The sequence below is a fragment of the Mycetocola sp. Y444 genome (assembly GCF_059445295.1).
Genome location: NZ_JCAIUB010000002.1, coordinates 727,449 through 752,040, shown reverse-complemented (window position 1 = coordinate 752,040; position 24,592 = coordinate 727,449). Strand labels below are relative to the sequence as shown.

The window sequence follows — 24,592 nt, the reverse complement described above, 5'->3', positions numbered from 1 at the left end:
TACACGCGAGTCAGGCCGTTCAGCTCCGCTTCATCGCGAGTTCGCCACGGATCACCTTGTGCAGGGCTGCCTGGGCCACCGGCTTCACGACGATCGAGTCGATGTTGACGCGCGCGGGCAGTTCGACGGCGTGCACGATGGCCTCGGCGATGTCATCGGCAACGAGCGGGTCCGGCACGTCGTCGTAGACCGCGTCGGCGCGGGCCTGGTCACCGCCGAATCGCACGAGCGAGAACTCCTCGGTGTGCACCATGCCCGGAGCTACGTCGATGACGCGAATCGGCTCACCGGCGAGTTCCAGCCTGAGCACGGCGAAGAGCGCCCGCTCAGCGAACTTGGCGGCGTTGTACCCTCCGCCTCCCTCGTAAGCGATGAAACCGGCGACCGATGTGACACCGACGATCGACGCGGCATCCGGAGCCTCGACCGTGTCGCGCAGAACGGGAAGCAGCGCGGAAATCACCCGTTTGGTGCCGAGCACATTGACGTCGAACATCCTCGCCCAGTCATCGGGGTCGCTCGCCTCGACGGAGTCCATACCGAAAGCACCGCCGGCATTGCAGACCAGGACATCAGCACCACCGGATGCCGCCACCTCGTCCCGCATGCGGTCGACGTCGGCCTGCACCGTGACGTCGGCGACAACGACGTGCGCACCGGTTTCCGCGGCGAGCGCCTCCAGCCGGTCCCGCCGGCGGGCGACGCCGACGACGTCCCAGCCACGGCTCGCGAACAGGCGAACCGTCGCCTCGCCGATTCCTGAACTTGCCCCTGTCACCACTGCGCGTCTTCTCGTCATTGCTCCAGAGTAGCGGCGGGTCCACGAGGGACCGGCGATCCGCTCGACCGCCGTGTTTTGGCGGCTCGACTACGCCATGTTGCGCTGGGCCCGATTACGTCATGTTGCGGTGGGATTGTGTGCCTGCTGTCACGGTGCTTAGTCTCGAATGAGGGCCAAGCCCCAGCCCGCGTGTCCCCCGCCCCCTCACCCGAAAAGAGCTCATCATGGCCGATTCAGCTTCCTGGCAGTTCGAAACCAAGCAGATCCACTCGGGTGCTGCGCCCGACCCGACAACAAAGGCTCGCGCGACGCCGATCTACCAGACCACGAGCTATGTGTTCGACAGCGCGGACCACGCGAAGAACCTCTTCTCCCTCGCCGAGTTCGGCAACATCTACACCCGGATCCAGAACCCGACGCAGGCCGTCGTCGAAGAGCGGGTCGCCGCTCTCGAAGGGGGCAGCGGCGCCCTCCTTCTCGCGTCCGGCCAGGCCGCGTCGACGGCCTCGATCCTCAACATCGCCCAGGCGGGCGACCACATCGTCTCGTCGTCCTCGATCTACGGCGGTACATACAACCTGTTCAAGTACACGCTCGCGAAGCTCGGCATCGAGACGACGTTCGTCGAGGACCAGGACGACGCTGACGAGTGGCACCGCGCCATCCGCCCGAACACGAAGCTGTTCTTCGCCGAAACGATCGGCAACCCACGCATCAACATCCTCGATATCGCGCTGGTGTCGAGCATCGCGCACGAGGCAGGCATCCCGCTCATCGTCGACAACACGATTGCGACGCCGTACCTGATCCGGCCGTTCGAGCACGGCGCGGACATCATCGTGCACTCGGCGACGAAGTTCCTCGGTGGCCACGGCACGGTGATCGGCGGCGTCATCGTCGATGGCGGAACGTTCGAATGGTCGAAGAACGTGGAGAAGTTCCCCGGCCTCACCGAGCCGGACCCGTCGTACCACGGTGCAAGCTACACGACGGCTGTCGGTGATGGCCTCGCGTACATCATCAAGGCGCGCGTCCAGCTGCTCCGCGATCTCGGTGCGGCCATCGCCCCGGCGAGCGCCTGGCAGCTCATCCAGGGAATCGAAACCCTGTCCCTCCGGATCGAGCGTCACGTGCAAAACGCGCAGGAAATCGCGGAGTGGCTCGACAGCCACCCGGACATCGCGAGCGTGAACTACTCGGGACTGCCGTCGAGCCCCTGGTACGCGGCGGCGAACAAGTACGCGCCGAAGGGTGTCGGAGCCGTGCTGAGCTTCGAGCTCAAGGGCGGCGTCGACGCCGGAAGTGAGCTCGTCAACTCGCTGAGCCTGTTCTCCCACCTCGCCAACATCGGTGACGTTCGCTCTCTCGTTATCCACCCGGCGTCGACGACGCACTCCCAGCTCACCCCTGAGCAGCAGCTCACCACCGGGGTCACGCCCGGCCTCGTGCGCCTGTCGGTCGGCCTCGAGAACGTCGCTGACCTCAAGGCAGACCTCGAGCAGGGTCTCGCCGCTGCCCGAAAGGTCGTCGAGGCCGCGCGGGCGTAGCCGGGTCAGGAACCCCTGAGCGGATGCCGGGGCGCCGGACGATCGCCGCAACTGTCGATCGCCGGAGCTGCCGGCGACCGGACGGTCGGCGCGCTCTCAGCAGCCGGAGCTATCCTCGCCCGATGACGAGGCTGGCCGACGCGTGGAAGTCGCATCTCCTGAGCACACTCTCCGGCTCGAGCGAAGGTCGACCCGCCTGGGTGGACCGGCTCGAGGCCGGTGATGACGCCGGCTTCTTCGGTCCGGGCTCGGCGTCGTGGCTGGTGCACGGTGAACTCCCGACGATGGTCGCCGGCATCCGATCGCTCCTGATGCAGGCACTCCATCCGGGCGCACTGGCCGGCGTGCACGACTGGTCGAGGTATCGGGAAGACCCGCTCGGCCGCCTGTCCGGCACCATCCGCTGGCTGATGACCGTCACCTTCGGTGACACGGCCACCGCCGTCACCGAGTCGCAGCGCGTCGGCCGGTTCCACGAACGCGTCACGGGAACGTACCTCGACGCGAACGGCGATGAGCGCGAGTACGCGGCCGACGATCCGGAACTCCTCGACTGGGTGCACTCGGTCTTCACCGATTCGTTCCTGGCCTGCCAGCTTCTCTGGGGTTCAGCGATTCCCGGCGGCGCAGACGCCTATGTCAGCGAGTGGGCGAAGGCCGGCGAGCTCATCGGCGTCGAGCAGCCACCCCGATCGGCCGCTGAGCTGGAGGAACATCTGCACTCGGTGTATGCGGCAGGCACCCTGAAACATGACGAGCGAGTGACCGAGATCGTGCACTTCATCCGCAATCCGCCGCTGTCACGAGCCGTCATTCCGGCCTACCGGGTGCTCTTCGCCGGCGCGGTGGCGTCGATCCCCCGCGAGTACCGTGAGCTCCTCGGCCTTCGCCGACCGCTGTGGCCCGCCATCACGACCACCCGGGTGGTTCTCGGCGGCGTCCGACGCATTCTTGGCCGTCGGTCGACCTCCGAGGATGCCGCGCTTCGCAGAATCGCGCGGATATCGGCATCCGTCTGAGCGAATCAAGCCGCCAGTCGTAACACGACGGCGGCCTGGACTCCGGTTGGGCACAATGGACGCATGGACTGGCAGACACCCGAAGACACGGTCCCGTCCCGTTTTATCACCGAGGCGGACACCAGGCACGTGCTCGGCAAGCCCCCGGCAACGGGCGCGTGGCGTGACGGCGACCCGCGTGGATTCCGCCTGTTCGCCGACCTCGGTCCGCTGGAGTTCGAGAGCGGACAGAGCCTGCCACACGTCCGCATCGCCTTCGAGACTTACGGCACCCTCTCCCCCGAGAAAGACAACGCGATTCTGATCGCCCACGCGCTCACCGGCGACAGCCACGTCATGGGCCCGGCCGGTCCAGGTCACCCCACGGCCGGCTGGTGGCAGGAGATCGTCGGGCCTGGACTCGCGATCGACACCGACGTCTGGTTCGTCGTCACTCCCAACATGCTCGGCGGCTGCCAGGGCTCGACCGGACCAGCCTCCTTCTCGCCCGACGGGTTCGAATGGGCGTCACGGTTTCCGTTCACCACGATCCGCGATCAGGTCAGAGCGCAGGTTGCCCTCGCCGATTCGCTCGGCATTGAGCGCTGGGCGGCGGTCATCGGCGGCTCGATGGGTGGAATGCACGCGCTGGAGTGGGCCGTCGGCTTTCCGGAGCGGGTTGGCCGTCTCGCGGTCCTCGCGGCACCTCCCCTGACCACGGCAGACCAGATCGCGCTCAATTCGGTGCAGATCGAGGCGATCAAGACCGATCCCCTGTTCGCCGGCGGTGACTTCTACGACGCACGCGACGGTGGGGGTCCGCATCGGGGGCTCGCCCTCGCGAGACGGATGGCACTGCTCAACTACCGCAGCCCGACCGAACTCAACGACAGGTTCGAACGCAGCTGGCAGTCCCCGATCAGCCCCCTCGGTGACGGCGGCAAGTACGCGGTCGAGTCCTACATCGACTTCCACGGCAACAAGTTCACTCGCCGCTTCGACGCCAACAGCTACATCACGCTCGTCGAGGCGATGAACTCGCACGATGTCGGTCGCGACCGCGGCGGGATCGAGGAAGCCCTCGGTCGGGTGCGTGCCCCAACGCTCGTGCTTGGAATCGATTCTGACCGACTATTCCCGGTCGAAGGCCAGGAACGCATCGCCGCGGGCATCCGCACCGGTATCGACGGAACCACCCCGGCGGTCATCGAATCCGAGTACGGGCACGACGGATTCCTGATCGAACACGTCGCCGTGAGCTTCCACCTCTCGCGCCTGCTGGAATCGCCTGCCGCCTGAGCGGCAGAACCGGCCGCGTCGACGTTCGCGAACACCGGGCTGGCAATATACTGCCGAACATGGCTGGCACCCTCGATGACGCGCATCCGCTCCTCCAGCGCACGTTCGGTGCTTTCACGGGCGAAGGATGAGCCCGAAACGACTGAGTGCCGAAGAGCGGGATCGCTTCAGCTGGCAACTCGCGCGACTGCTGTACCGCACCACCCGGCTCTTCGGCCTCACGGGTACAGTCACCGCTCTGATCTGCCTGTCACTTCCCGGCGCGATGGAGTTTCCGAATTACCTGACCTGTGTGCTCCTTCTCGCTGCCCTGGCCGCCGCGCAAATCATCATGACCTACCGGCCCGACCCGCTCTGGATGATCCTCACCTACAGCATCGGGCTCTCCACCATCGCCGCGATCTACATCCCCGCAGATGGTCAGCTCAACATGGGAACGGGGAGCGCCATCTCGGCCATCGGTGCCTGGGGTATCGGGTCGATGGCCACGATCCTCGTCTCCACCTGGGGGCAGCTCGCCTGCCTTGCTCTCGCGTTCATCAGCACGATAGGAACCATCCTCGCCCTCAGCACCGGCGTGAACCCCCGCACTCTCCCGCTTCTCGTCTTCATCTCCGTCGGCTGGGGTGTTTCGACGATGTTCGGCCTGTGGCTCCGGTCCAGCTTCCCGCGCATCATGGCCCGCGTTGCGAGCATCGGCCGGGCACACAACGTGGAGCGCCGAGCCACCGAGACGGAAACCCAGCGGCACAGGGACGCCCGGTTGCTGCACGACACAGTACTCGCGACGCTCACGCTGCTCGCTCACTCCGGCGTCGGAGTTGCCCCCGAGGCGCTCAGGTCCCAGGCCGAATCCGACGGGGCCCTGCTCACCAGACTGCGCCTCGGCGAATCCCCCCAGCCCAAGTCGAGCGGCGAGTACACCCTGACCAACACCGCCGAACTCGCCCTCGGCGGCACCCTCGAGGCGCTCAAGAGACGGTTCGGCTCAATCGGGCTCGACATCAACTGGCACGGCTCTGGCCAGCTCGGTCTCCCCGGCACCAAACTCGAGGCTTTCGTCCTCGCGCTCAGTGAGTGCCTCGAGAACGTGCGAAGGCACTCGGGACAAACGGTCGCCCACGTCACCCTCAGCGATGACGGTGAGGTTGTCCGCGGTGTCGTGACGGATGCCGGGGTCGGCTTCGATCCGCAGGCGGTCGAAGGCGGGCGGCTCGGTTTCGCCGAGTCCGTGGTCGCGCGGGTGCGCGACGCGGGTGGAAGCGTCCGTGTCTTCAGCGCTCCCGACGCCGGGACGACGGTCGTACTGGAGGTTCCCAAGTGACCAGAACTGCCCGCAGGCCGAACCGGACCGCCGCAGCGCGAGCCTCGCTCGGGACCCACCAGCTGGGCACGGGACTCGCTGTCGCCGGAGCGATGATCATCCTGAGCTGCCTGTGGCGCTTCTCGCTCCACGTGTCCGAATACCCGAACCTGCCCCTGAATGTCGCCGCCTGGCTGCTCCTCATCGGAGCGTCTGTTGCGACCATCATCGTGGTGCGCGCCAACGGTTTCATCCTCGGCAACTTCGCCTTTGTCATGCTCAGCATCGGGCTCGCCGCTGTCGTGGTGCTCGATCTGGCGGCCGTGTGGGGCCTCAGCGACCTCGGGCTCTTCCCGACCGCCGCTATCGCGGTCGGCGGCGTGCTTCTTGGAATCGCCAGCATCCGTCCGGTTCGGGACCTGATTATCGTCACAACAGCACTCGCCGTGGCGCTTGCGGTGAACTATGCCGTGAATCCCGGGCCGGACACCCTCGCTCTCGGATCGGACATCCTGCTCTGGACCCTCGCGATCATGCCACCGCTCATCGGCGCGGCCATCGTGGGCTCGTACCGGCGAATGGTGATGATGACCCTTGACCGCGTGCTCATCCAATCAACGGTCACAGCGCCCGCGTTCGGCGTGAGCATGCTCGAATCCGAGGAACTCGCGTCAATCGACCTCGAGATCGAGCGGCTCTTCGACGATATCGCGAGCGGCCGCGAGCCACTCCCGCTCGAGGACGAGCGTGCGGCCCGCGCCGGAGCGCTCGCCACCGAACTGCGACTCCACCTCATCGCTGGCCGGCGACACACCTGGCTTCACCACGCCATCAGCGAGTCCGATTTCCTGTCGGGGGCTGTCGACCTGCGCGACCCGGAATCGCTTGCCGGGCTGCTGAACCAGCGCCAGCGCGACGGTCTGCTGTCGGCACTCTGGCTGCTGATGTACGGGGAACAGCGCACGACGCGGGAAGCGATAGTGACCCTCGGTCCTGCGGCTGCCCAGGGCACGGATCGCTCGGGCGGTATCCGCTTCCCGATCCGGATTGAGGCGAAGGGGATGCGGCGCGTTGACGTGGAACCGGCCACATGGCAGCATCTTGGCCGTGCAGGACGGTATGTTGATAGCACTACGCCCGGCGCGCTGATGGTTGTCATAGAGTGCACCGTGGACAATCCGATTGACCACTAGGCCAACGGATGCTTAGAGGGGGAGACAGATGAGCAGTGCAGAGGCACCCATTCGGCTTGCGATCGTCGATGATCACAAAATGCTTCTTGGAGCGTTGACCGAGTGGATTCGCGGCGCAGCGGACGACATCACCATGGTCGCCGCCGTCCCAACCTGGCCGGAGCTGCTCACCCACCCCGAGTTCCCCGTCGATGTCGTGCTTCTCGACCTCGACCTCAAGGACAACATCCCCGTGTCGCTCAAGCTCTCGACGCTCAAGACGACGGGCGTGAAGACGGTGCTCATGAGCACGTACTCGGATCCCGCCGTCGTCCGCGAGGCACTGGCCTCCGGCGCGCTCGGGTACCTCGTGAAGACCGAAGACCCCTCGATGATCGTCGAGGCCATCCGGTCGGCGATGATCGGTGAGTCGTTCATCTCGCACGAGCTCGACATCGCGCTCAACGCCAATAAGAGCGGATCTCCCAAGCTCAGCGCCCAGGAGCGCAGGGTCATGGCACTCTACGCCGCGGGCGAACCGGTCAAGAGCGTCGCCTACGAACTCGGTATCTCTGAGGAAACGGCGAAGAGCTACCTCAAGCGCATCCGCGAGAAGTACCGCGCGTCCGGCTTCGACGTCGGAACCAAGGTCGCGCTCCGCAAGCGCGCGATCCTCGACGGCATCATCCTCGACTGACCAGCACACGACCCGCTGCAGCGGGTCATTTCCGGTACCCGGCCCCAAGGCCGGGTGACCGGGTCACTCCGACGGGTTTTCCTCGAGCGCGCGTTCCAGCCGCTCGACCTTGCCGGTGAGTTCACCGGTGTGCCCCGGGCGGATATCGGCCTTCAGCACGAGTGACACGCGCGGTCCGAACCGCGAGACGGCATCCGTCGCGCGCTTGATGACGTCGAAGACCTCGTCCCACTCCCCCTCGATCGTCGTGAACATCGAATCAGTCGAGTTGGGAAGCCCGGACTCCCGCACGATCTTCACGGCCGCGGCGACGGCATCGTGCAGTGACGCATCGGGGTTGGTGCCGCCGGACGGTGCGACACTGAAGGCGACGAGCATGACTACTCCCTGGCTAGTTCAGCGGTGTGCGGTCTCGTTCTCCATGCTAACTCCGTCGGTTGCACCGGTGACAGGGCCTCTCGGCGGAACGCGTCGGCCCGCCCGAACAACGGCCGTGATCGCCCAGCCGAGCAGAACCGCGTAACCGAGGTTTCGCACCGTCAGGATCGCGACCAGAACCGGGTCAGCCAGAAGAAGGTGCCCGTAGAGATACGGGTAGACCAGATGCGTGAGCGCGGCGATGATCAGGGCGATGACCGCCGGAACGAGATAGCGGCGCCCCCGCCAGACGACGCCAAGCACGACGGGCGCGATCAGCCACGTCACGAACTGTGGCGACCCGACCTTGTTCACGAGCAGGAGCGCGACAACGAGCGCCAGCGCGAGCGGCGGCAGAACGCGGACCACCGGGGCGCCCCTCCTGACCGCCACGACGCCCGCGAACGCCACACCCGCCGCCACGACGGCGCTCAGGGGCGTCAGAACGGCTGCGACCGTGTCGACGTGCGGCCCAGTCACCTGGAAGGTGAGAATCTCGGTGCTGTAGTAGATGGCGCTCGACCCTGATCCCAGCGCCGCCAGCCAGAGATACCAGGATGCCGCGGGAGCTTCGATCTGCAACCCACGATCGGCCTGCTCCGTGACGAAACCGAAGAGGAACTCTGCCCCGCCGGCAGCGACAACGAGAAATACGATCACCGCGCTCGTGGCCAGCCCGGCGGCGACGATGTCCCACCGGCGGCGCGACGCGATCACGAGGGCCGAAATGATCGCCGCGGGCCACACCTTGATCCAGGTGGCAAGAGCCAGCAGGGTGCCGGCCACACGCGGATGCTTCGCCAGAACCAGGAGGGCGATGATCGCGAGCGGCACGGTGATCGAGTCGATGCGAGCGAGGGCGATCGGTCCGAGGGCTGCCGTGAACGCGATCCACCACCACGCCGCAGCGACGCGACGCGGAGAGCTGTGACGCCCGAGCAGCACGGCGAGCGCGGCGGCATTGAGCACGGTCACGAGGACAAGCCACGTGAGCCCGTAATTCCCCGGGCCCGCGGCCATCGCGGCGAACAGCGGCAGGAGCGCCGCAGCCGGGTACACCCACCGCCCGTCGATGCCCGGAATTCCGTCTCCGGCGAGCGCCTGCTCGACCCAGCGCTGGTACACGAGGGTCACGTCGCCCAGCGGGAGCCCGATCGCGTACGCGCCGATACCGGTGCCGGGCATGCCGAGGCAGATCCAGCCGAGGGTGACGTGCACGAGGACGAACGCGCCCCACACCCCGATCGACCTGCTCACCGCATCATCCTAGGCCGCGACACGCTCACACAGTCGCCAATGCGCCCCGTGTACCGCTTCGAGTGACGGTTGGTGCGGGTGCCAGGAGTGCACACCCACAGCAGGTGTCACCCGAACGTAGGCCGCGACACGCTCACTCGGGCGCCGATGCACCCCGTGTAACGCTTCGAGTGACGGTTGTTGCGGGTGCCGGGCGTGCACACCCACAGCAGGTGTCACCCGAACGCGCGACACCGGGCGGCCAGGCACCCACCGGCGAGCTGGTACCCCGATCAGGCACCCACCGGCGAGCTAGTACCCCGAGAAGTAATCCTTGTGAATGCGGCGCACTCCGACGGCGCGGAGGATCGGACGAATGTCGTCGACGAACGCGGGCGGCCCCGACACCCATGCCTCACGCGACCCAGCGTCGGGAACGGCTGCGGCGAGGCGATCGCGATCGATGCGGCCGGCCCCCAGATAGCTGACACCGTCGGCCAGACGGGCGGGAGGCTCCGGAGCGAGCACCAGAACGCGCACGCCCGCCAGGTCGAGGCCGTCGAGAACAGCCAGCTCAGCGGCATCCGCGACGGTGTAGACGAGCACGATGTCGCGCCCGCTCCCACCGGCAGCGGCCAGCTGGCTCAGGAACGGTGTGACCCCGATACCGGCGCCGACAAGCAGCACCGGCCGTGCGGCATCCCGCGGCAGCAGGAAGTCGCCCCAGATCCCGGTCGCCCGCACGCGGTCGCCAGGCTCGAGGTTGCCGAGCGCGGTCTTGAAACTGCTCGCGCTGTCCCGGTACGCGATCGACACGTCGGCGGATGCCGGCGGTGACGCGATGCTGAACACCCTCCGCTGCCCACGCGCATCGGCAGGGCGGTGCGGCACCTGCAACTCGAGGTACTGCCCTGGCTCGAATCTCACCGGCGCGGCCGGCCGGAACGTCATCTCGACGATCGACGGGCCGATCCGGCGACGCGACACCATTTCGAGGCGGATGCCACGGCGCTGGGTCACGACGAAGGCGAGGACATTACCGACGACAAGCGCGAGTTCCGGCGTCGAGTAGAGCGGTCCGATCGAATACGGCAGGGCGAACAGCACTCCGACCACCGCCGCCTCAGCGAGCTGCTGCCAGCGCTTCGGCGGGAGGGTCAGCGGTTCGCTCAGCATGAACCCGGCGAGAAAGACGACGGGATACGAGGTGAACGGCGTGAGCAGTGCCGCACCGACCGACATGCCACCCCCGACCAGCCCAGCGGCGATGACGCCAACGCTCACGCCGACAAAGACACCGGCCATTGCGAGGCGACGCGTGCGATACAGCACGAGGAACGCGGCGACGAGCACGACCGGGAGGAGAACCTGGCTTCCCGCCCACCACCACGACACGCCGAGTCCGGTTACCCCGACGACCACGGCGCCGAAAGCGGCCGGATTGACGATGTGCCTGCCCCGAACGGCGAGGAGGTACTTCGACAGCGTGGCTGCGAGCGCAGCGGCCGCAGTGGCGACGAGCTCACCGGGTTCGGTACTCGGGCGGAAGATGAAGAACAGCAGGAGGCCGGTGATGATCGCCGATTCGGCGTTCGGAACCACCCGGAACAGGCGGGCGACCACGGCGTTGGACAGGTAACTGGCGCCGACAGCGACGAGGAGGCCGCACACCAGTTCCAGCGGGGTGAAGAAGAGCAGTCCGGTCGCGCTCAACAGCATGCTCACCCCGGTAAGCAGGACGAGGAGGACGAGGACCTGCCGGTACGTCGTGACGCGGCCGAGCGCGGTGTCGAACGTGCCTCTCAGCGACGCAGCTCTCTTCGGCACATCTCTCACCGGAACATCTCGCATCGGGACACCTTTCGTCGCGGAATTCGCATCAGCCAGCCCTCATCGGAACAGCCCTTACCGGAACAGCTCGGCGGAGAACCCCGAAGAATACTCGACCGATCCGTCGGTGAACATGCGGAGCCCTTCGATACCGGGCGCTTCGATACCGGGCGCGTCGATATTGGGCGCTTCGATACCTTGCCCCCCAGCGCCGAGCGAAGCACGCAGCGCTGCAGGACTCGTGAAGAACAACGCCGTCGCCGCACCGTCGGCCGTGGCCGCATCCTCGGCGGTCGCCCAGGTGGCAACGACCTCACGCACCGGTTCTCCGGTACGGCCATCGATCACGTGGTGCAGCCCGTTCCCCCATGCCCTCCGGTTCGTTGCGGATGCGGCGAGCGCTCCCCCGGCGAGGCTCAGCACTCCGATGGCGAGGTGAGGGTCGAACGGATGCTCGAGCGCGATCCGTATGGGCGGGCCGCTGTGCACCAGGTCGCCTGACGCGTCGACAGTGAACGAGCTGTGGCCGCCGGCCAGGAGAAGCTCGGCCACGCGGTCGACGAGGTAGCCCTTGCCGGCAGCGCCGATGTCGATCGATACCGGACGGCTCACGGTGAGTACCGTGCCGTCCAGCGTGGCGACGTCGGTCATCACCGGCGCCGGCGCCCGGACGCCGTTCGGGCGAAAAGAATACGACGCGTCGTAGCCGAGCGCGGCGAGCGCATCGCCGACGAGCGGCGAGACAGCGCCACCTGTTGCCTCGCCGAGGCGCCGGTACAGGCTGAACAGTGCGGGAGCATCCGGTCCCAGGTCCCAGGCCCCGCCGACCGTCGAAATCCTCGTCACCGTCGAGTCGTCGCGGAACCGTGACCAGACGCGGTCGAAGTCGTCGATCCGCTTCGTGATCTCTCTCACCAGGCCGGCAGAGATCGGCCGGTCCGAGTCGATCTGCCAGCGGGTGCCTATCGCGTCGAATTCGACAGAGCCCGCCGCTCCCGCGGTCGGGGGCCCGACACCGGGTCCAGCGGACTCATCGTCGATCACGAGCGCGTCAGGGTCACGCGGCATCGCCCTTGATCTCATCGATCGCCGCGTTGAATCCGCCGCTGGTCAGGGACGAGCCGGCGACCTTGGAGACCTTCAACTCGTCGATCCGCTGGCCGACGACGATGTCAGAGATGTTGTCGATGAACTCGCCCTGGAACTTCTTGCCGTTCGGGGTGTGTCCGCTCCCCACCACGTCGAGCGCGGTCACGACACTGTCCTCGAGCGAGAGCGTCACGGTGACCGTCTCCTCACCGCCCGGCGAGGTGTAATCGCCCGTCGCCGTGTACTCGCCGTCGGCGTATTCCGTGCCGGCCTCCGGCGCTGCCTTGGTCTTGCCATCGTCGTTCGCTGCCTGGCCGGACGGCGCCGAGCAGCCGGCCAGTCCGCCGATGACGGCGAGTCCTGCCAGGGCTGCTGCCGCCTGGGATCTGGTGCTTACCTGCATGGCTGATTCCGTTCTCGCGGTTGTCCTAATTAGTTGTAGCTGAAACTAATGGTAGCGAGAAGCGACGAAATTCTGCGCACCGTGGGGCTGGGACATCCCTGTGAGAAGTGCGCGGATGCCGTCAGTCGACGCGGAGGGCAAGCACCTGCCTGACCGCATCGGGCAGCGCCTCAGCGATGTCGAGCGCAACGATCGGGCCGCCGCGTGAGGCGAGGTGTGCCGCAGTCGCGTGCAGCACCTGCGCAGATGCCGCCAGCCGTGCGAGCGTTCCGGGCTCGAACGCCCCGTCTGCGTGCGTCGCGACGAGCGCACCGAGCACACCGCCGAGCACGTCGCCTGCGCCGGCGGTCGCCGTCCAGCCGGGCGCACCGGAGACGGCGATTCTCGCTCCGAGCGGCTCGGCGATGAAGGTGGTGCTGCCCTTGAGCAGCACGGTGACGCGGAGGATGTCAGCGGCGCGACTGGCCCAGACCGACGGCGTTGTCGCGATGGTCTGGGCCGAGACGTTCTCGCCGACGTGCGCGAGCATGCGCGCCAGTTCCCGGTAGTGGGGTGTGACGATCACCCCGGCCCTCGGCGCTTCTGCCGCCATCTCGAGCGCACCGCCGTCGGCAACGACAGGTTCGTCTGACGCGAGGGCATCGGAGAACAGGGTCTCGAGCAGTCCCAGCTCCCCCGAATCGGTGCCCGACCCGATGAGCCACGCCTGCACCCGGCCGGGAAGGGTCACCACTTCGGGGCGTCGCGACAGCACGAGCTTCGTCGCGTCGCCGAGATACCTGATCATCCCAAGCCCGGTACGCGCTGCCCCCTCGACGCCGAGGACCCCGGCACCGGGGTACTCGGCAGACCCGGTGACGACCCCCAGCACGCCGCGGCTGTACTTATCATCGCGCTCAGTGGGAACCGCAACGTATGCTGCTGCATCGCGCTCGGCCCACGGCATCCATTCGCTCTCCATACCCTCACGATAGAGGCCTGTGGGATAGGTTGAACAGCCGTGGTTCGCACACAGCGCGCCGCTCGAAGGAGATCGATGCCCACCCTGTTCGCTCCACTCACCCTGAGGAACCTCACGATCCGCAATCGCGTCTGGATCCCGGCCATGTGCCAGTACTCCGTCGAGGCAAGGGACGGCATCCCGACCGACTGGCACCTCGTGCACCTCGGTCAGTTCGCTGTCGGCGGCGCCGGACTCGTGATCTCCGAGGCCACCGCGGTGAGCCCCGAAGGCAGGATCAGCGACCGCGACACAGGGATCTGGACGGACGAACAAGCGGATGCCTGGGCGCGCGTGGTTCGGTTCATCGAGTCGCACGGCGCTGCAGCGGGTATCCAGCTCGCCCATGCCGGGCGCAAGGCGTCGACCTTCGCCCCGTGGGGCAGCGAGGGGCGTCGCGGCAGCCTGCCCATCGCGGACGGCGGCTGGGAGACCGTCGGCCCGACGACCGAGGCATTCGACGGCTTTGCAGCCCCGCGCGAGCTCGACGAGGCTGGCATCGACAGCGTGGTCGCCGACTTCGCCGCTGCAGCTCGCCGCGCCGTTACGGCGGGTTTCAGCGTGCTCGAAATTCACGCCGCGCACGGGTACCTGCTGCACCAGTTCCTGAGCCCGCTCGTCAACACTCGCACCGACAGCTACGGCGGATCGCTCGAGAACCGCGCACGGTTGCTGCTCAGGGTCGTCGAGGCGGTCAGGGAGAACGCCGGTGACGCCGTGGTGTTCGTCAGGTTCTCAGCCACCGACTGGGCGCAGGGCGGTTGGGACGAGACCCAGACGGCAACAGCGGCCCGCTGGGCGGCGGATGCCGGAGTGGACTTTTTCGACATCTCGACGGGAGGCGCGATCGCCGGCGTCGATATCCCGCTCTCGCCCGGCTACCAGGTGCCGTTCGCTGCCTCGGTGAGGGCTGCTGCCGGCGTCGGCGTCGCCGCGGTCGGCCTGATCACCGAGGCCAGGCAGGCCGAGGACATTGTCGCGTCGGGCAGCGCCGACGCGGTCCTGATCGGCCGCGAAGCGCTCCGTGACCCACACTTCCCCCTGCGCGCGGCGGCCGAACTCGGCGCGAGCATCGACTACCTGCCCGGTCAGTACGAGCGGGCGCCGTACCCGGTTCCGAACCCGGCGCCGGCCGACCGCTAGTGCCGCCTCGTGGCATCCTGAACTTCGCCGACGAGTTCCTCGATGATGTCCTCGAGGAACAACACGCCGGTGTTGTCGCCCTCGCTGTTGAACGCGCGGGCGAGGTGGGCGCCTGACCGTCGCATGATCGCGAGGGCGTCTTCCAGGTCGGTGTCCTCGAAAATCGACACGAGATGGCGGATGCGCTTGGCGGGAACCGGCTTGTCCGACTCGTCCTCGTCGTCATCCGACTCCAGGCTGAGGACGTCCTTGAGGTGGAGGTAGCCGGACGGCAGACCGTTCTCATCGACGATCACGTAACGCGAGAAGCCGTGCTTGGCGACCGCGCGCTCAACGTCGGTCGGTGTCGCGTTCTCGGGGAGCGTGATGAGGTTCTCGAGGGGAATTGCGACGTCGATGACCTTCTTGTTGGTGAACTCGAAAGCCGCAACGAGTGCGCCGGTCGAGTCGAGCAGCAGGCCCTCACGCGTCGACTGGGAGACGATGTTCGCCACCTCGTCGAGGGTGAACGTCGACGTGGCCTCGTCTTTCGGCTCCACCCCGAACAGCCTGAGCACCGCGTTGGCCGCCCCGTTGAGCGCCCAGATCACCGGCTTGAAGACGCGGCCGACGAAGACCAGCGGTGGCGCGAGAAGCAGCACCGCACGATCGGGCACCGAGAACGAGAGGTTCTTCGGCACCATTTCGCCGAACACCACGTGCAGGTAGGAGACGAGCAGCAGCGTCACGATGAATGCGACGGTTCCGACCATTTCCTCGGGGAGCCCGGTGATCGCGAGCGGGACCTCGAGCAGGTGATGGATCGCGGGTTCGGACACGTTGAGGATCAGCAGCGAACACACCGTGATACCCAGCTGGCTGGTCGCGAGCATGAGCGTCGCGTGTTCCATCGCCCACAGGGCGGTGATGGCACTGCGCTTGCCCTGTTCGGCCAGCGGTTCGATCTGCGACCGCTTGGCCGAGATGACGGCGAACTCGGCACCAACGAAGAAGGCGTTGCCGGCGAGCAGGACGACGAGCCAGGCGATTCCAGCCCAGTCACTCATGGTCGGCTCCTTCCTCGAGCGGGTGGGGTGTGTAACGGATGCGATCGATACGGCGACCGTCGAGTCGATCGACCCGCAACGTGCCGGAGTCGATCTCTACGGTGTCGCCCACCACGGGCAGCCTGCCGAGCTCGCTCATCACGAATCCCGCGACGGTCTCGTACGGTCCGTCCTCTGGGACCGTGATCGCGGTGCGTTCGAGCAGTTCGTCTGGACGGAGGTCACCGGGGAAGGCGATGGAGCCGAGCGTGCGGACGACTCCCGCTCGCGTGCGGTCGTGTTCGTCGGCGACCTCACCGACGAGTTCCTCGACCAGGTCCTCAAGAGTGGCGATTCCGGCGGTTCCGCCGTACTCATCGACGACGACAGCCATCTGGAAACCGCGGCCGCGCAGTTCGCTGAGCAGGGCATCGAGGCGCATGGTCTCGGGAACACGCACGATCTCGGACTGAAGCGCAGACACCGGCACGTCCCCACGCTTGGCGCGAGGCACCGCGATGGCCTGCTTGACGTGCACGAGGCCGACGACGTCATCGGCATCCTCATCGATGACGGGGAACCGGGAGTAACCGGTCGTTCGCGCCAGCTCAACCACAAGCCTGGCCGAATCTCCCCTGCGTACCGCCTCGACGCGCGGTCGTGGCGTCATGACATCCGCTGCGGTGTGGCTCGCGAACAGCAGAGTGCGGTTCAGCAGAGTGGCCGTGTCCCTTTCCAGGGTGCCTGCTCCCGCGCTTCGACGCACGAGGCTCGAGAGCTCCTCAGCGGTGCGCGCGCCGGACAGCTCTTCCTTCGGCTCGATCCCGATCGATCGCAGGAGTCCGTTCGCGCTGCCGTTGAGCAGCACAACCGCTGGCTTGAAGACAGCGGTGAACACCGACTGGAACGGGATGACGAGCTTGGCGGTCTGGACCGGCAGTGCGAGGGCGAAGTTCTTCGGAACGAGTTCACCGATGATCATCGACAGCAGGGTGGCGACGACGATCGCGACGGTCGTCGCCACGGGGACCACGGCGACCTCAGCAAGCCCGACGGAGACGAGCGGCTCGGAGAGCAGGGTCGTGATCGCCGGTTCCATCGTGTACCCGGTGAGCAGAGTGGTGAGGGTGATGCCGAGCTGGGCGCTCGACAGGTGCGTTGACGTGATCCTCAGCGCGGCGATCGTCATGCCCAGCCGGGACTCGCCGCGCTCCTGGCGCGCCTCGAGTTCGGAGCGGTCGAGGTTCACGAGCGCGAACTCGCTGGCGACGAAGAGGCCGGTGCCGACGGTCAGAAGCAACCCGACGCCGAGCATGATCCACTCAAACACCGGTCACCTCCCACGCGAGAGGGGCAGATTGTGAGAAGGCGGGCGATTCAGCAGAAGGGGGGTCGTCCATTGTGCTCGCAATTATACGCAGGCGGCCATCGCTCCCGCCGCGAAGTATCTGAGACGGCGGGGCAGAAAACCAGGCCGAGCGGCGAACCGGGTCGTTACCAGGACACCGGCAGCGCCTTGCCCTCGTCGTATCCCGCGGCCGACTGCACACCGACAAGGGCGCGCTCCCGGAACTCCTCGACGCTCGATGCCCCGGCGTAGGTGAACGACGACCGAACTCCCGAGGTGATCATGTCGAGCAGATCCTCAACGCTCGGGCGGCCGGGGTCGAGGTAGATCTTCGACGACGAGATGCCCTCGGCGAACAGTGTCTTGCGAGCCAGCTCATACGGGTCGAGTCGTCCGAACCGTTCCTGGACAGCCTTGGTGGATGCCATCCCCCAGCTTTCCTTGTACAGCCGCCCGTCGGTATCCGTGTGCAGGGTTCCGGGTGCTTCGACGGTTCCGGCAAACCAGGACCCGATCATCACGCTCGACGCTCCGGCGGCGAGAGCGAGGGCGACATCGCGCGGGTAGCGCACCCCTCCGTCTGCCCACACGTGGGCACCGAGGTCACGAGCGGCCTCCGAGGTTTCCAGTACCGCGGAGAACTGCGGCCTGCCGACGGCCGTCATCATCCGGGTCGTGCACATGGCACCGGGGCCCACTCCGACCTTGAGAATGTCGGCCCCGGCTTCGACGAGGTCGTTGACGCCGACCGGTGTCACGACGTTGCCTGCGACGAGCGGGAGTCCGAGTCCGAGTGCCTTGACCGTTGCGAGAGCTCTGAGCATCCCCTCCTGGTGTCCGTGGGCGGTGTCGAGCACGAGCACGTCGACACCGGCGGCGGCGAGGGCACGCGCCTTGGCCGCCACGTCGCCGTTGATGCCGATCGCTGCCGCGACAACCAGACGGCCGGAGGCGTCGAGTGCCGGCTTGTACAGGGTTGCCCTCAACGCGCTCGTGCGCGACAGGGTGCCGATCAACTTTCCGTGCCGCAGCACAGGGGCAAAGTCGAGGTCGGCCGCGACGAGCAGGTCGAAGGCGCTCCGCGGGTCTGTCACGTCCTCCGCATCGATCGACGTGAGCCTTTCGTGCAGCAAATCACCGAGCTTCGCGTCGGGACGCGTCGATCCGAGTGCGGTCGCCGGCAGGCATCCGAGGTACTCCCCGGTCGATGACCTCAGGACGATGCCGTGTCCGGCCAGCGCCGGGGTCATGAGCAGCGCGTCGGCGACTGTGGCGTCAGCGGAGAACTCGATCGGCGTGTCGTATTCGACGGGCTGGTCCTTGACCCACCGGATCGCCGAATCGAGATCCTGAAGCGGCATGTCCTGGGGAAGCACACCCAGCCCGCCGCGCCGCGCGAGCGTTGCGGCCAGGCGGGGTCCCGTCACCGAGTTCATGTTGGCGGAGACAATCGGAATGCGCGCGGCCGTGCCGTCTCCCGGCGCGAGGGAGACGTCGAGCCTCGAGGTCACCGCCGACCGCGATGGGACGAGAAAAACGTCCGAATAGGTGAGATCGAAATCTGGTTTCTGCCCGTAGAACTCCATGAACTCCACGGTACCTCCCGATGAAGGGCCGCAGCATCCGGCCAAAGGGATTAGGCTTGAGAACTGGATCTGACAGCGCTTCCCACGGATGTCGCTGTTGTGCTCAATTCAATGGAGAGAGTGGTGGTCTGGCGGTGTCAAGCCAGTTGACCGGTGTGGGAACTGACGACGGTTCGTCGGGTGAATTTGGAGCTAACGAGTGGCTCGTCGATGAGATGTACGAACAGTACATTGTCGACAAGAATTCCGTTGATCAGTCGTGGTGGCCGATTCTCGAGAATTACTCGCCAGTGAAGGGCGACGCTGCTACGCGTCCTGCCCCTCCCTCGCACCCGCTCACCGCCCCGATCCCTGTCATCGGGTCGCAGCCGGAAGCGAAGACGACGTCTGTGCAGCCGAAAGCCGCGCCGATCCCGGCGGATGCCCCGCGCACCGCGCCGACGAAACCGGCAGCGCCTGATGCCTCTGACGCCGAACGCGAGGAGCCGCAGGACACCGTGCAGCCGCTGCGCGGCATGGCGAAGTCGCTCGCGACCAACATGGAAACCAGCCTGACGGTTCCGACGGCGACGAGCGTGCGGACTATCCCCGCCAAGCTCATGATCGACAACCGAATCGTCATCAACAACCACCTCAAGCGCGCTCGTGGCGGCAAGGTCAGCTTCACCCACCTCATCGGCTGGGCCCTGATCCAGACCCTCAAGGACTTCCGCAGCCAGAACGTCTACTACGACGTCGTTGACGGCAAGCCCAGTGTTGTCGCACCGGCACACGTCGGGCTCGGTATCGCCGTCGACATCCCCAAGCCGGACGGCAGCCGCGCGCTGCTCGTTCCCGCGATCAAGAAGGCAGACACGCTGACCTTCGGTGAGTACCTCGCCGCGTACGAGGACCTCGTGACCCGTGCGCGCGGCAACAAGCTGACCGCCGATGACTTCAAGGGCGCGTCGGTGTCGCTGACGAACCCGGGTGGTATCGGTACCGAGCACTCCGTGCCGCGCCTCATGAAGGGGCAGGGCTGCATCATCGGCGCCGGTGCCCTCGACTACCCGGCGGAGTTCCAGGGCGCGAGCGAGCACACGCTCGTCGAGCTCGCCATCGGCAAGACGATCACCCTCACGTCGACCTATGACCACCGCGTCATCCAGGGCGCAGGCTCCGGCGAGTTCCTCAAGAAGGTCCACGAGCTCCTCACCGGTCAGAAGTCGTTCTACCAGGACATCTTCGCCGCCCTCCGCATCCCGTACGACCCGGTGCACTGGGCACCGGACATCTCGGTCGACCTCAGCGACACGGTCAACAAGACCGCTCGCGTTCAGGAGCTCATCAACTCGTTCCGGGTGCGCGGCCACCTCATGGCCGATGTCGACCCGCTCGAATACGTGCAGCGGTCGCACCCTGACCTCGACATCCTCAACCACGGCCTGACCTTCTGGGACCTCGACCGCGAGTTCGTCACCGGCGGCTTCGGCGACAGGCGCCAGGCCAAACTCCGCGACATTCTCGGCCTGCTCCGTGACTCGTACTGCCGCACCATCGGCCTCGAGTACATGCACATCCAGGACCCGGCACAGCGCAAGTGGATCCAGGAGAAGGTGGAGCGACCGTACGCCAAGCCGACCCACGACGAGCAGATGCGCATCCTCGGCAAGCTCAACGAGGCAGAGGCATTCGAGACCTTCCTGCAGACCAAGTACGTCGGCCAGAAGCGCTTCAGCCTCGAGGGCGGCGAATCGACCATCGCCCTTCTCGACGCAATCCTGCAGGGCGCTGCCGAAGCGGGACTCGACGGTGCCGCCATCGGAATGGCCCACCGCGGACGCCTCAACGTCCTCACCAACATCGCAGGCAAGACCTACGGACAGGTCTTCCAGGAGTTCGAGGGAACGACCAAGAAGGCATCGGGCTCCGGCGACGTCAAGTACCACCTCGGCACCGAGGGAACCTTCAGCGCCTCCGACGGCAGCGAGCTCCCGGTGTACCTCGCCGCCAACCCGTCACACCTCGAAGCTGTCGACGGTGTCCTCGAGGGCATCGTCCGCGCGAAGCAGGATCGCCAGCCGATCGGCTCTTACTCAACGCTCCCCATCCTCGTCCACGGTGACGCAGCGATGGCTGGCCAGGGAATCGTGCTCGAGACGATGCAGTTGTCTCAGTTGCGCGGCTACCGCACGGGCGGAACAATCCACCTCGTCGTCAACAACCAGGTCGGCTTCACGACGACTCCGGGTGAAGGCCGCTCGTCCGTGTACTCGACCGATGTCGCCAAGACGATCCAGGCCCCGATCTGGCACGTGAACGGTGACGACCCCGAGAGCGTCGTCCGTGTTGCGCGACTGGCCCTCGAGTACCGCCAGGAATTCAAGAAGGACGTCGTCATCGACCTCATCTGTTACCGCAGGCGCGGTCACAACGAGGGCGACGACCCGTCGATGACGCAGCCGCTGATGTACAACCTCATCGAGCAGAAGCGCAGCGTGCGCAAGCTCTACACCGAGGCCCTCGTCGGTCGTGGCGACATCACCGAAGACGAGTACGAGGCATCCCACCGCGACTTCCAGGACCGCCTCGAGCGGGCATTCATGGAAACCCACGCCTCCCAGACGGCGTCGACGCCCATCATCCTCGATGACATGGCCGATGACGACGGCTACTCGGGAGAGCCGGAGACCACGGGCGTGCCCGAGGCCGTCGTGCAGCTCATCGGAGACGCTTTCAACAACAAGCCAGCCGGGTTCACTGTGCACCCGAAACTGCAGCAGCTGCTGCAGAAGCGGCTCGACATGAGCCGCAACGGCAACATCGACTGGGCATTCGGCGAGCTCCTCGCTCTCGGTTCCCTCCTCGTCGAGGGCACACCGGTGCGCATGAGCGGCCAGGACAGCCGACGCGGCACCTTCGTGCAGCGCCACGCCGTCCTCCACGACCGCGTGAACGGTCAGGAGTGGCTCCCGCTCGCCAACCTCGCCGACAACCAGGCACGGTTCTGGATCTACGACTCGCTCCTGTCGGAGTACGCGGTCATGGGCTTCGAATACGGATACTCCGTGGAACGCCCCGACGCGCTCGTGCTGTGGGAAGCCCAGTTCGGTGACTTCGCCAACGGTGGCCAGACCATCGTCGACGAGTTCATCTCGAGTGCCGAGCAGAAGTGGGGACAGCGTTCGAGCGTCGTGCTCCTGCTGCCCCACGGCTACGAGGGACAGGGACCAGACCACTCGTCCGCGAGGATCGAGCGTTACCTGCAGCTGTGCGCCGAGAACAACATGACGGTGGCCCGCCCATCGACTCCCGCGTCGTACTTCCACCTGCTGCGCCGCCAGGCGTACGCGAGGCCCCGTCGTCCGCTCGTTGTCTTCACGCCGAAAGCCATGCTCCGCCTCCGCGGTGCGTCGTCGAGTGTCGAGGACTTCACGAGCGGCAGGTTCGAGCCCGTCATCGACGATGCCCGGATCACCGACAAGGCCGCGGTGAAGCGTGTTCTTCTGCACTCGGGCAAGATCCACTGGGACCTCGTCTCCGAACTCGCCAAGCAGCCGAACGATGAGGTCGCCCTCGTGCGGCTCGAGCAGTACTACCCGCTGCCAAAGGATGACCTCACCGCGGTGATCGCCCAGTACCCGAACGCCGAACTGGTGTGGGTACAGGACGAGCCGGAGAACCAGGGCGCATGGCCGTTCATCGCGCTCGAGGCGTCGAAGCACGTCGGAGAGCGCAGCATCCGCGTTGTCTCCCGCGCCGCATCAGCGTCGCCCGCAACGGGTTCGGCGAAGCGCCACGCGTCCGAGCAGGCCGACCTGTTGTCGAGGGCACTCACCCTCTAGGCCTGTCGCAAGCGACCGAGAGGGGTGTTGGCTTCGGCCGGCACCCCTCTCGTGTTCCCTGATTCCGGCCGCGTACCACCGCGGGCGCCCGCCAGCAAGCACTCCACGCGTGACGGCATCCGACCTACTCTTGGGCCATGGAATACGCCATCCTCGCGCTCTTCGGAGTCCTGGCCATCGTCGTCGTCGCGCGCTTCGCCCCCAGGCTCGGAGTGGCGAGTCCGCTCCTCCTCGTCGTCGTCGGGATCGGCGCGAGCTTCGTGCCGGGCGTCCCCGAGATCGTCGTACCGCCCGAGCTGATTCTCTCGGTGGTCCTGCCGCCGATCCTCTATGCGGCAGCGGTCAACGTCCCCCTCGTCGATTTCCGCCGCAACCTCAAGGCGATCACCGGCCTCTCCGTTTTGCTCGTGATTGTCTCGGCGTTCATCACGGGTTTCGCCCTCTACCTCATCCTCCCGGACCTCAGCCTGCCCGCTGCGATCGCTCTCGGAGCTGTCATCAGCCCGCCGGATGCTGTCGCCGCGACGTCGATCGGAAAGCGGCTCGGTCTCCCCCCGCGCCTGGTCACCGTACTCGAGGGCGAGGGACTGGTGAACGACGCGACTGCACTCGTGCTGCTGCGCTCCGCGATTGCCGCGTCTGCCGGGGCGGTTTCGCTCGCGGAGGTGGCCGGGGAGTTCGCTTACGCGGTCGCTGCCGCCATCGTCATCGGTACCGCTGTCGGTTACGCGATGGTCTGGGTCAGATCAAAGTTCGACGACCCGATCCTCAACACCACGCTGTCGTTCACCGTGCCATTCCTGGCCTTCCTGCCCGCAGAGGAGCTCAATGCCTCGGGGGTCCTCGCGGTGGTCGTCGCCGGGCTGATCACCGGCCACAACAGTGCCAGGTACTTCAGCTCCCGTGACCGGATCGCCGAGCGCCTGAACTGGCGCACAGCACAGTTCGTGCTGGAGAACGGTGTCTTCCTCCTGATGGGCGTCGAGCTCCGCACGCTCATCGACCAGGTGGAGGCAGACGACCTCAGCGTGACCGCAGCCATCGGCCTCGGCATCCTCGCCAGCATTCTCCTCATGCTCATCCGCACCCTCTTCGTGATCCCGCTCATCGCGATACTGCGCCGCGACCAGCGACGCGCCGAGGGGCAGGAGCAGTACCTCGACTCCGCGATCAGGAAACTCGACGACCGGGAGTCTGGCGGTGTGCCCTCTCCCGGTAACACGAAGCGTGTTCGCCGGTTCCTCACCCGCCGGCGGGCAGACGTGACCTTCCTCACCTCGGAGGGGCTCGGCTGGAGAGGTGGAGCGGTGCTCGCCTGGTCGGGGATGCGTGGCGTCGTCACTCTCGCGGCGGCGCAGTCACTGCCAACCGACATCCCGTACCGACCGCAACTGATCCTCATCGCATTCACTGTCGCCGTTGTCACACTGCTCGCCAACGGCGGTACGCTGCCAATCCTCATCCGCAAACTGGGGATCGTCGGCACCGATCCCGCCGCAGACCGGGCAGAACTGGCCGGGCTTATCAACGAGATCAGCGACGTCGGACTGGCCACCCTCGACAATCCCGATTTGCTCGCCGAGAACGGGGGCGAGTTCTCCCCCGACGTCATCGAGCGGGTGCGGGAGGACAGCATCATGCGCAGCGAGTCAGTCGCCGAAACCCGCTCGGGTCGACCGGGGCCACACCAGCAGCACCGGATTCTTCGGTTGCGGGTGCTGCAGGCGGAGCGTGACGCGCTGCTCGACGCCCGGGCTACCGGCGCGTACAGCTCGAGGGTGATGGAACGGGCCCAGAATATCCTCGACCTCGAGGAGTCCCGGCTTGCCCAGCTGAGCGGTCGCGTCGGACGGCAGTGACACACACGAAGGCGGTGAACCGATGCCGTGGCATC

19 protein-coding genes are annotated in these 24,592 nt (G+C 66.7%); 9 read left to right on the top strand and 10 right to left on the bottom strand.

Annotated elements, in window-relative coordinates:
- Window positions 1-19: 19 nt before the first annotated feature.
- Window positions 20-799: an SDR family NAD(P)-dependent oxidoreductase gene (locus AC1C2M_RS10155; protein WP_495436276.1), complete on the bottom strand. Its 780-nt coding sequence runs from the start codon at window positions 797-799 to the stop codon at window positions 20-22.
- Between the two features lie 206 nt (window positions 800-1,005).
- Between AC1C2M_RS10155 and AC1C2M_RS10150 the strand changes: the two genes are divergently transcribed.
- The 6 genes from AC1C2M_RS10150 (at window position 1,006) to AC1C2M_RS10125 (ending at window position 7,797) form a co-directional block, all read left to right on the top strand.
- Window positions 1,006-2,328 carry a bifunctional o-acetylhomoserine/o-acetylserine sulfhydrylase gene (locus AC1C2M_RS10150; RefSeq protein WP_483405640.1) on the top strand — a complete coding sequence of 441 codons (1,323 nt, stop codon included), beginning with the start codon at window positions 1,006-1,008 and terminating at the stop codon, window positions 2,326-2,328.
- 122 nt (window positions 2,329-2,450) lie between these two features.
- Complete coding sequence (locus tag AC1C2M_RS10145; protein ID WP_495436274.1) at window positions 2,451-3,347, top strand: oxygenase MpaB family protein; 897 nt, start codon at window positions 2,451-2,453, stop codon at window positions 3,345-3,347.
- Between the two features lie 63 nt (window positions 3,348-3,410).
- Complete coding sequence (gene metX / locus AC1C2M_RS10140; RefSeq protein WP_495436273.1) at window positions 3,411-4,625, top strand: homoserine O-acetyltransferase MetX; 1,215 nt, start codon at window positions 3,411-3,413, stop codon at window positions 4,623-4,625.
- A 127-nt stretch (window positions 4,626-4,752) separates the two neighbouring features.
- A complete protein-coding gene (locus tag AC1C2M_RS10135; protein ID WP_495436271.1) occupies window positions 4,753-5,949 on the top strand; it encodes a sensor histidine kinase in 1,197 nt (398 codons plus the stop codon).
- A complete protein-coding gene (locus AC1C2M_RS10130; RefSeq protein ID WP_483405636.1) occupies window positions 5,946-7,121 on the top strand; it encodes a hypothetical protein in 1,176 nt (391 codons plus the stop codon). The genes AC1C2M_RS10135 and AC1C2M_RS10130 overlap by 4 nt, the downstream gene beginning before the upstream one ends.
- Before the next feature lie 28 nt (window positions 7,122-7,149).
- Entirely contained in the window at window positions 7,150-7,797 is a 648-nt protein-coding gene (locus AC1C2M_RS10125; RefSeq protein ID WP_108390437.1) for a response regulator transcription factor, read from the top strand.
- 63 nt (window positions 7,798-7,860) lie between these two features.
- On the opposite strand, the gene AC1C2M_RS10120 is transcribed toward AC1C2M_RS10125, so the two are convergent.
- The 6 genes from AC1C2M_RS10120 to AC1C2M_RS10095 form a co-directional block, all read right to left on the bottom strand.
- Window positions 7,861-8,175, bottom strand: coding sequence for a thiamine-binding protein (locus AC1C2M_RS10120; protein WP_495436270.1), 315 nt, complete (start codon window positions 8,173-8,175; stop codon window positions 7,861-7,863).
- Window positions 8,176-8,193: 18 nt separating this feature from the next.
- Window positions 8,194-9,471 (bottom strand): glycosyltransferase 87 family protein, encoded by a 1,278-nt coding sequence (locus AC1C2M_RS10115; protein ID WP_495436269.1) that lies wholly within the window; start codon window positions 9,469-9,471, stop codon window positions 8,194-8,196.
- Between the two features lie 291 nt (window positions 9,472-9,762).
- The gene (locus AC1C2M_RS10110; protein WP_495436268.1) at window positions 9,763-11,301 is read right to left on the bottom strand and encodes an FAD-dependent oxidoreductase; all 1,539 of its coding nucleotides are present in this window, start codon (window positions 11,299-11,301) and stop codon (window positions 9,763-9,765) included.
- Between the two features lie 54 nt (window positions 11,302-11,355).
- Complete coding sequence (locus AC1C2M_RS10105) at window positions 11,356-12,348, bottom strand: FAD:protein FMN transferase (RefSeq protein WP_495436267.1); 993 nt, start codon at window positions 12,346-12,348, stop codon at window positions 11,356-11,358.
- Complete coding sequence (locus AC1C2M_RS10100) at window positions 12,338-12,772, bottom strand: FMN-binding protein (protein ID WP_495432894.1); 435 nt, start codon at window positions 12,770-12,772, stop codon at window positions 12,338-12,340. Before AC1C2M_RS10100 ends, AC1C2M_RS10105 begins: the two co-directional genes overlap by 11 nt.
- Window positions 12,773-12,893: 121 nt before the next feature.
- On the bottom strand, window positions 12,894-13,733 hold the full coding sequence (locus tag AC1C2M_RS10095) for an ADP-dependent NAD(P)H-hydrate dehydratase (RefSeq protein ID WP_495436265.1): 840 nt from the start codon (window positions 13,731-13,733) through the stop codon (window positions 12,894-12,896).
- Between the two features lie 75 nt (window positions 13,734-13,808).
- Between AC1C2M_RS10095 and AC1C2M_RS10090 the strand changes: the two genes are divergently transcribed.
- A complete protein-coding gene (locus AC1C2M_RS10090; protein WP_495436264.1) occupies window positions 13,809-14,915 on the top strand; it encodes an NADH:flavin oxidoreductase/NADH oxidase in 1,107 nt (368 codons plus the stop codon).
- Here the strand turns inward: AC1C2M_RS10090 and AC1C2M_RS10085 are convergent.
- The 3 genes from AC1C2M_RS10085 to guaB1 form a co-directional block, all read right to left on the bottom strand.
- On the bottom strand, window positions 14,912-15,961 hold the full coding sequence (locus tag AC1C2M_RS10085) for a hemolysin family protein (protein ID WP_483405628.1): 1,050 nt from the start codon (window positions 15,959-15,961) through the stop codon (window positions 14,912-14,914). The two genes, AC1C2M_RS10090 and AC1C2M_RS10085, sit on opposite strands and share 4 nt — an antisense overlap.
- Window positions 15,954-17,255, bottom strand: a complete 1,302-nt coding sequence (locus AC1C2M_RS10080; RefSeq protein ID WP_495436501.1) for a hemolysin family protein — start codon at window positions 17,253-17,255, stop codon at window positions 15,954-15,956. The genes AC1C2M_RS10085 and AC1C2M_RS10080 overlap by 8 nt, the downstream gene beginning before the upstream one ends.
- A 179-nt stretch (window positions 17,256-17,434) precedes the next feature.
- Window positions 17,435-18,874 carry a GMP reductase gene (gene guaB1 / locus AC1C2M_RS10075; RefSeq protein WP_495436262.1) on the bottom strand — a complete coding sequence of 480 codons (1,440 nt, stop codon included), beginning with the start codon at window positions 18,872-18,874 and terminating at the stop codon, window positions 17,435-17,437.
- Between the two features lie 134 nt (window positions 18,875-19,008).
- Here guaB1 and AC1C2M_RS10070 point away from each other — a divergent pair, with 134 nt between their 5' ends.
- Together AC1C2M_RS10070 and AC1C2M_RS10065 are read left to right on the top strand one after the other, a co-directional pair.
- Window positions 19,009-22,698, top strand: coding sequence for a multifunctional oxoglutarate decarboxylase/oxoglutarate dehydrogenase thiamine pyrophosphate-binding subunit/dihydrolipoyllysine-residue succinyltransferase subunit (locus AC1C2M_RS10070; protein ID WP_495432891.1), 3,690 nt, complete (start codon window positions 19,009-19,011; stop codon window positions 22,696-22,698).
- A gap of 137 nt (window positions 22,699-22,835) precedes the next feature.
- A complete protein-coding gene (locus AC1C2M_RS10065) occupies window positions 22,836-24,557 on the top strand; it encodes a cation:proton antiporter (RefSeq protein ID WP_495436260.1) in 1,722 nt (573 codons plus the stop codon).
- Window positions 24,558-24,592 lie beyond the last annotated feature (35 nt).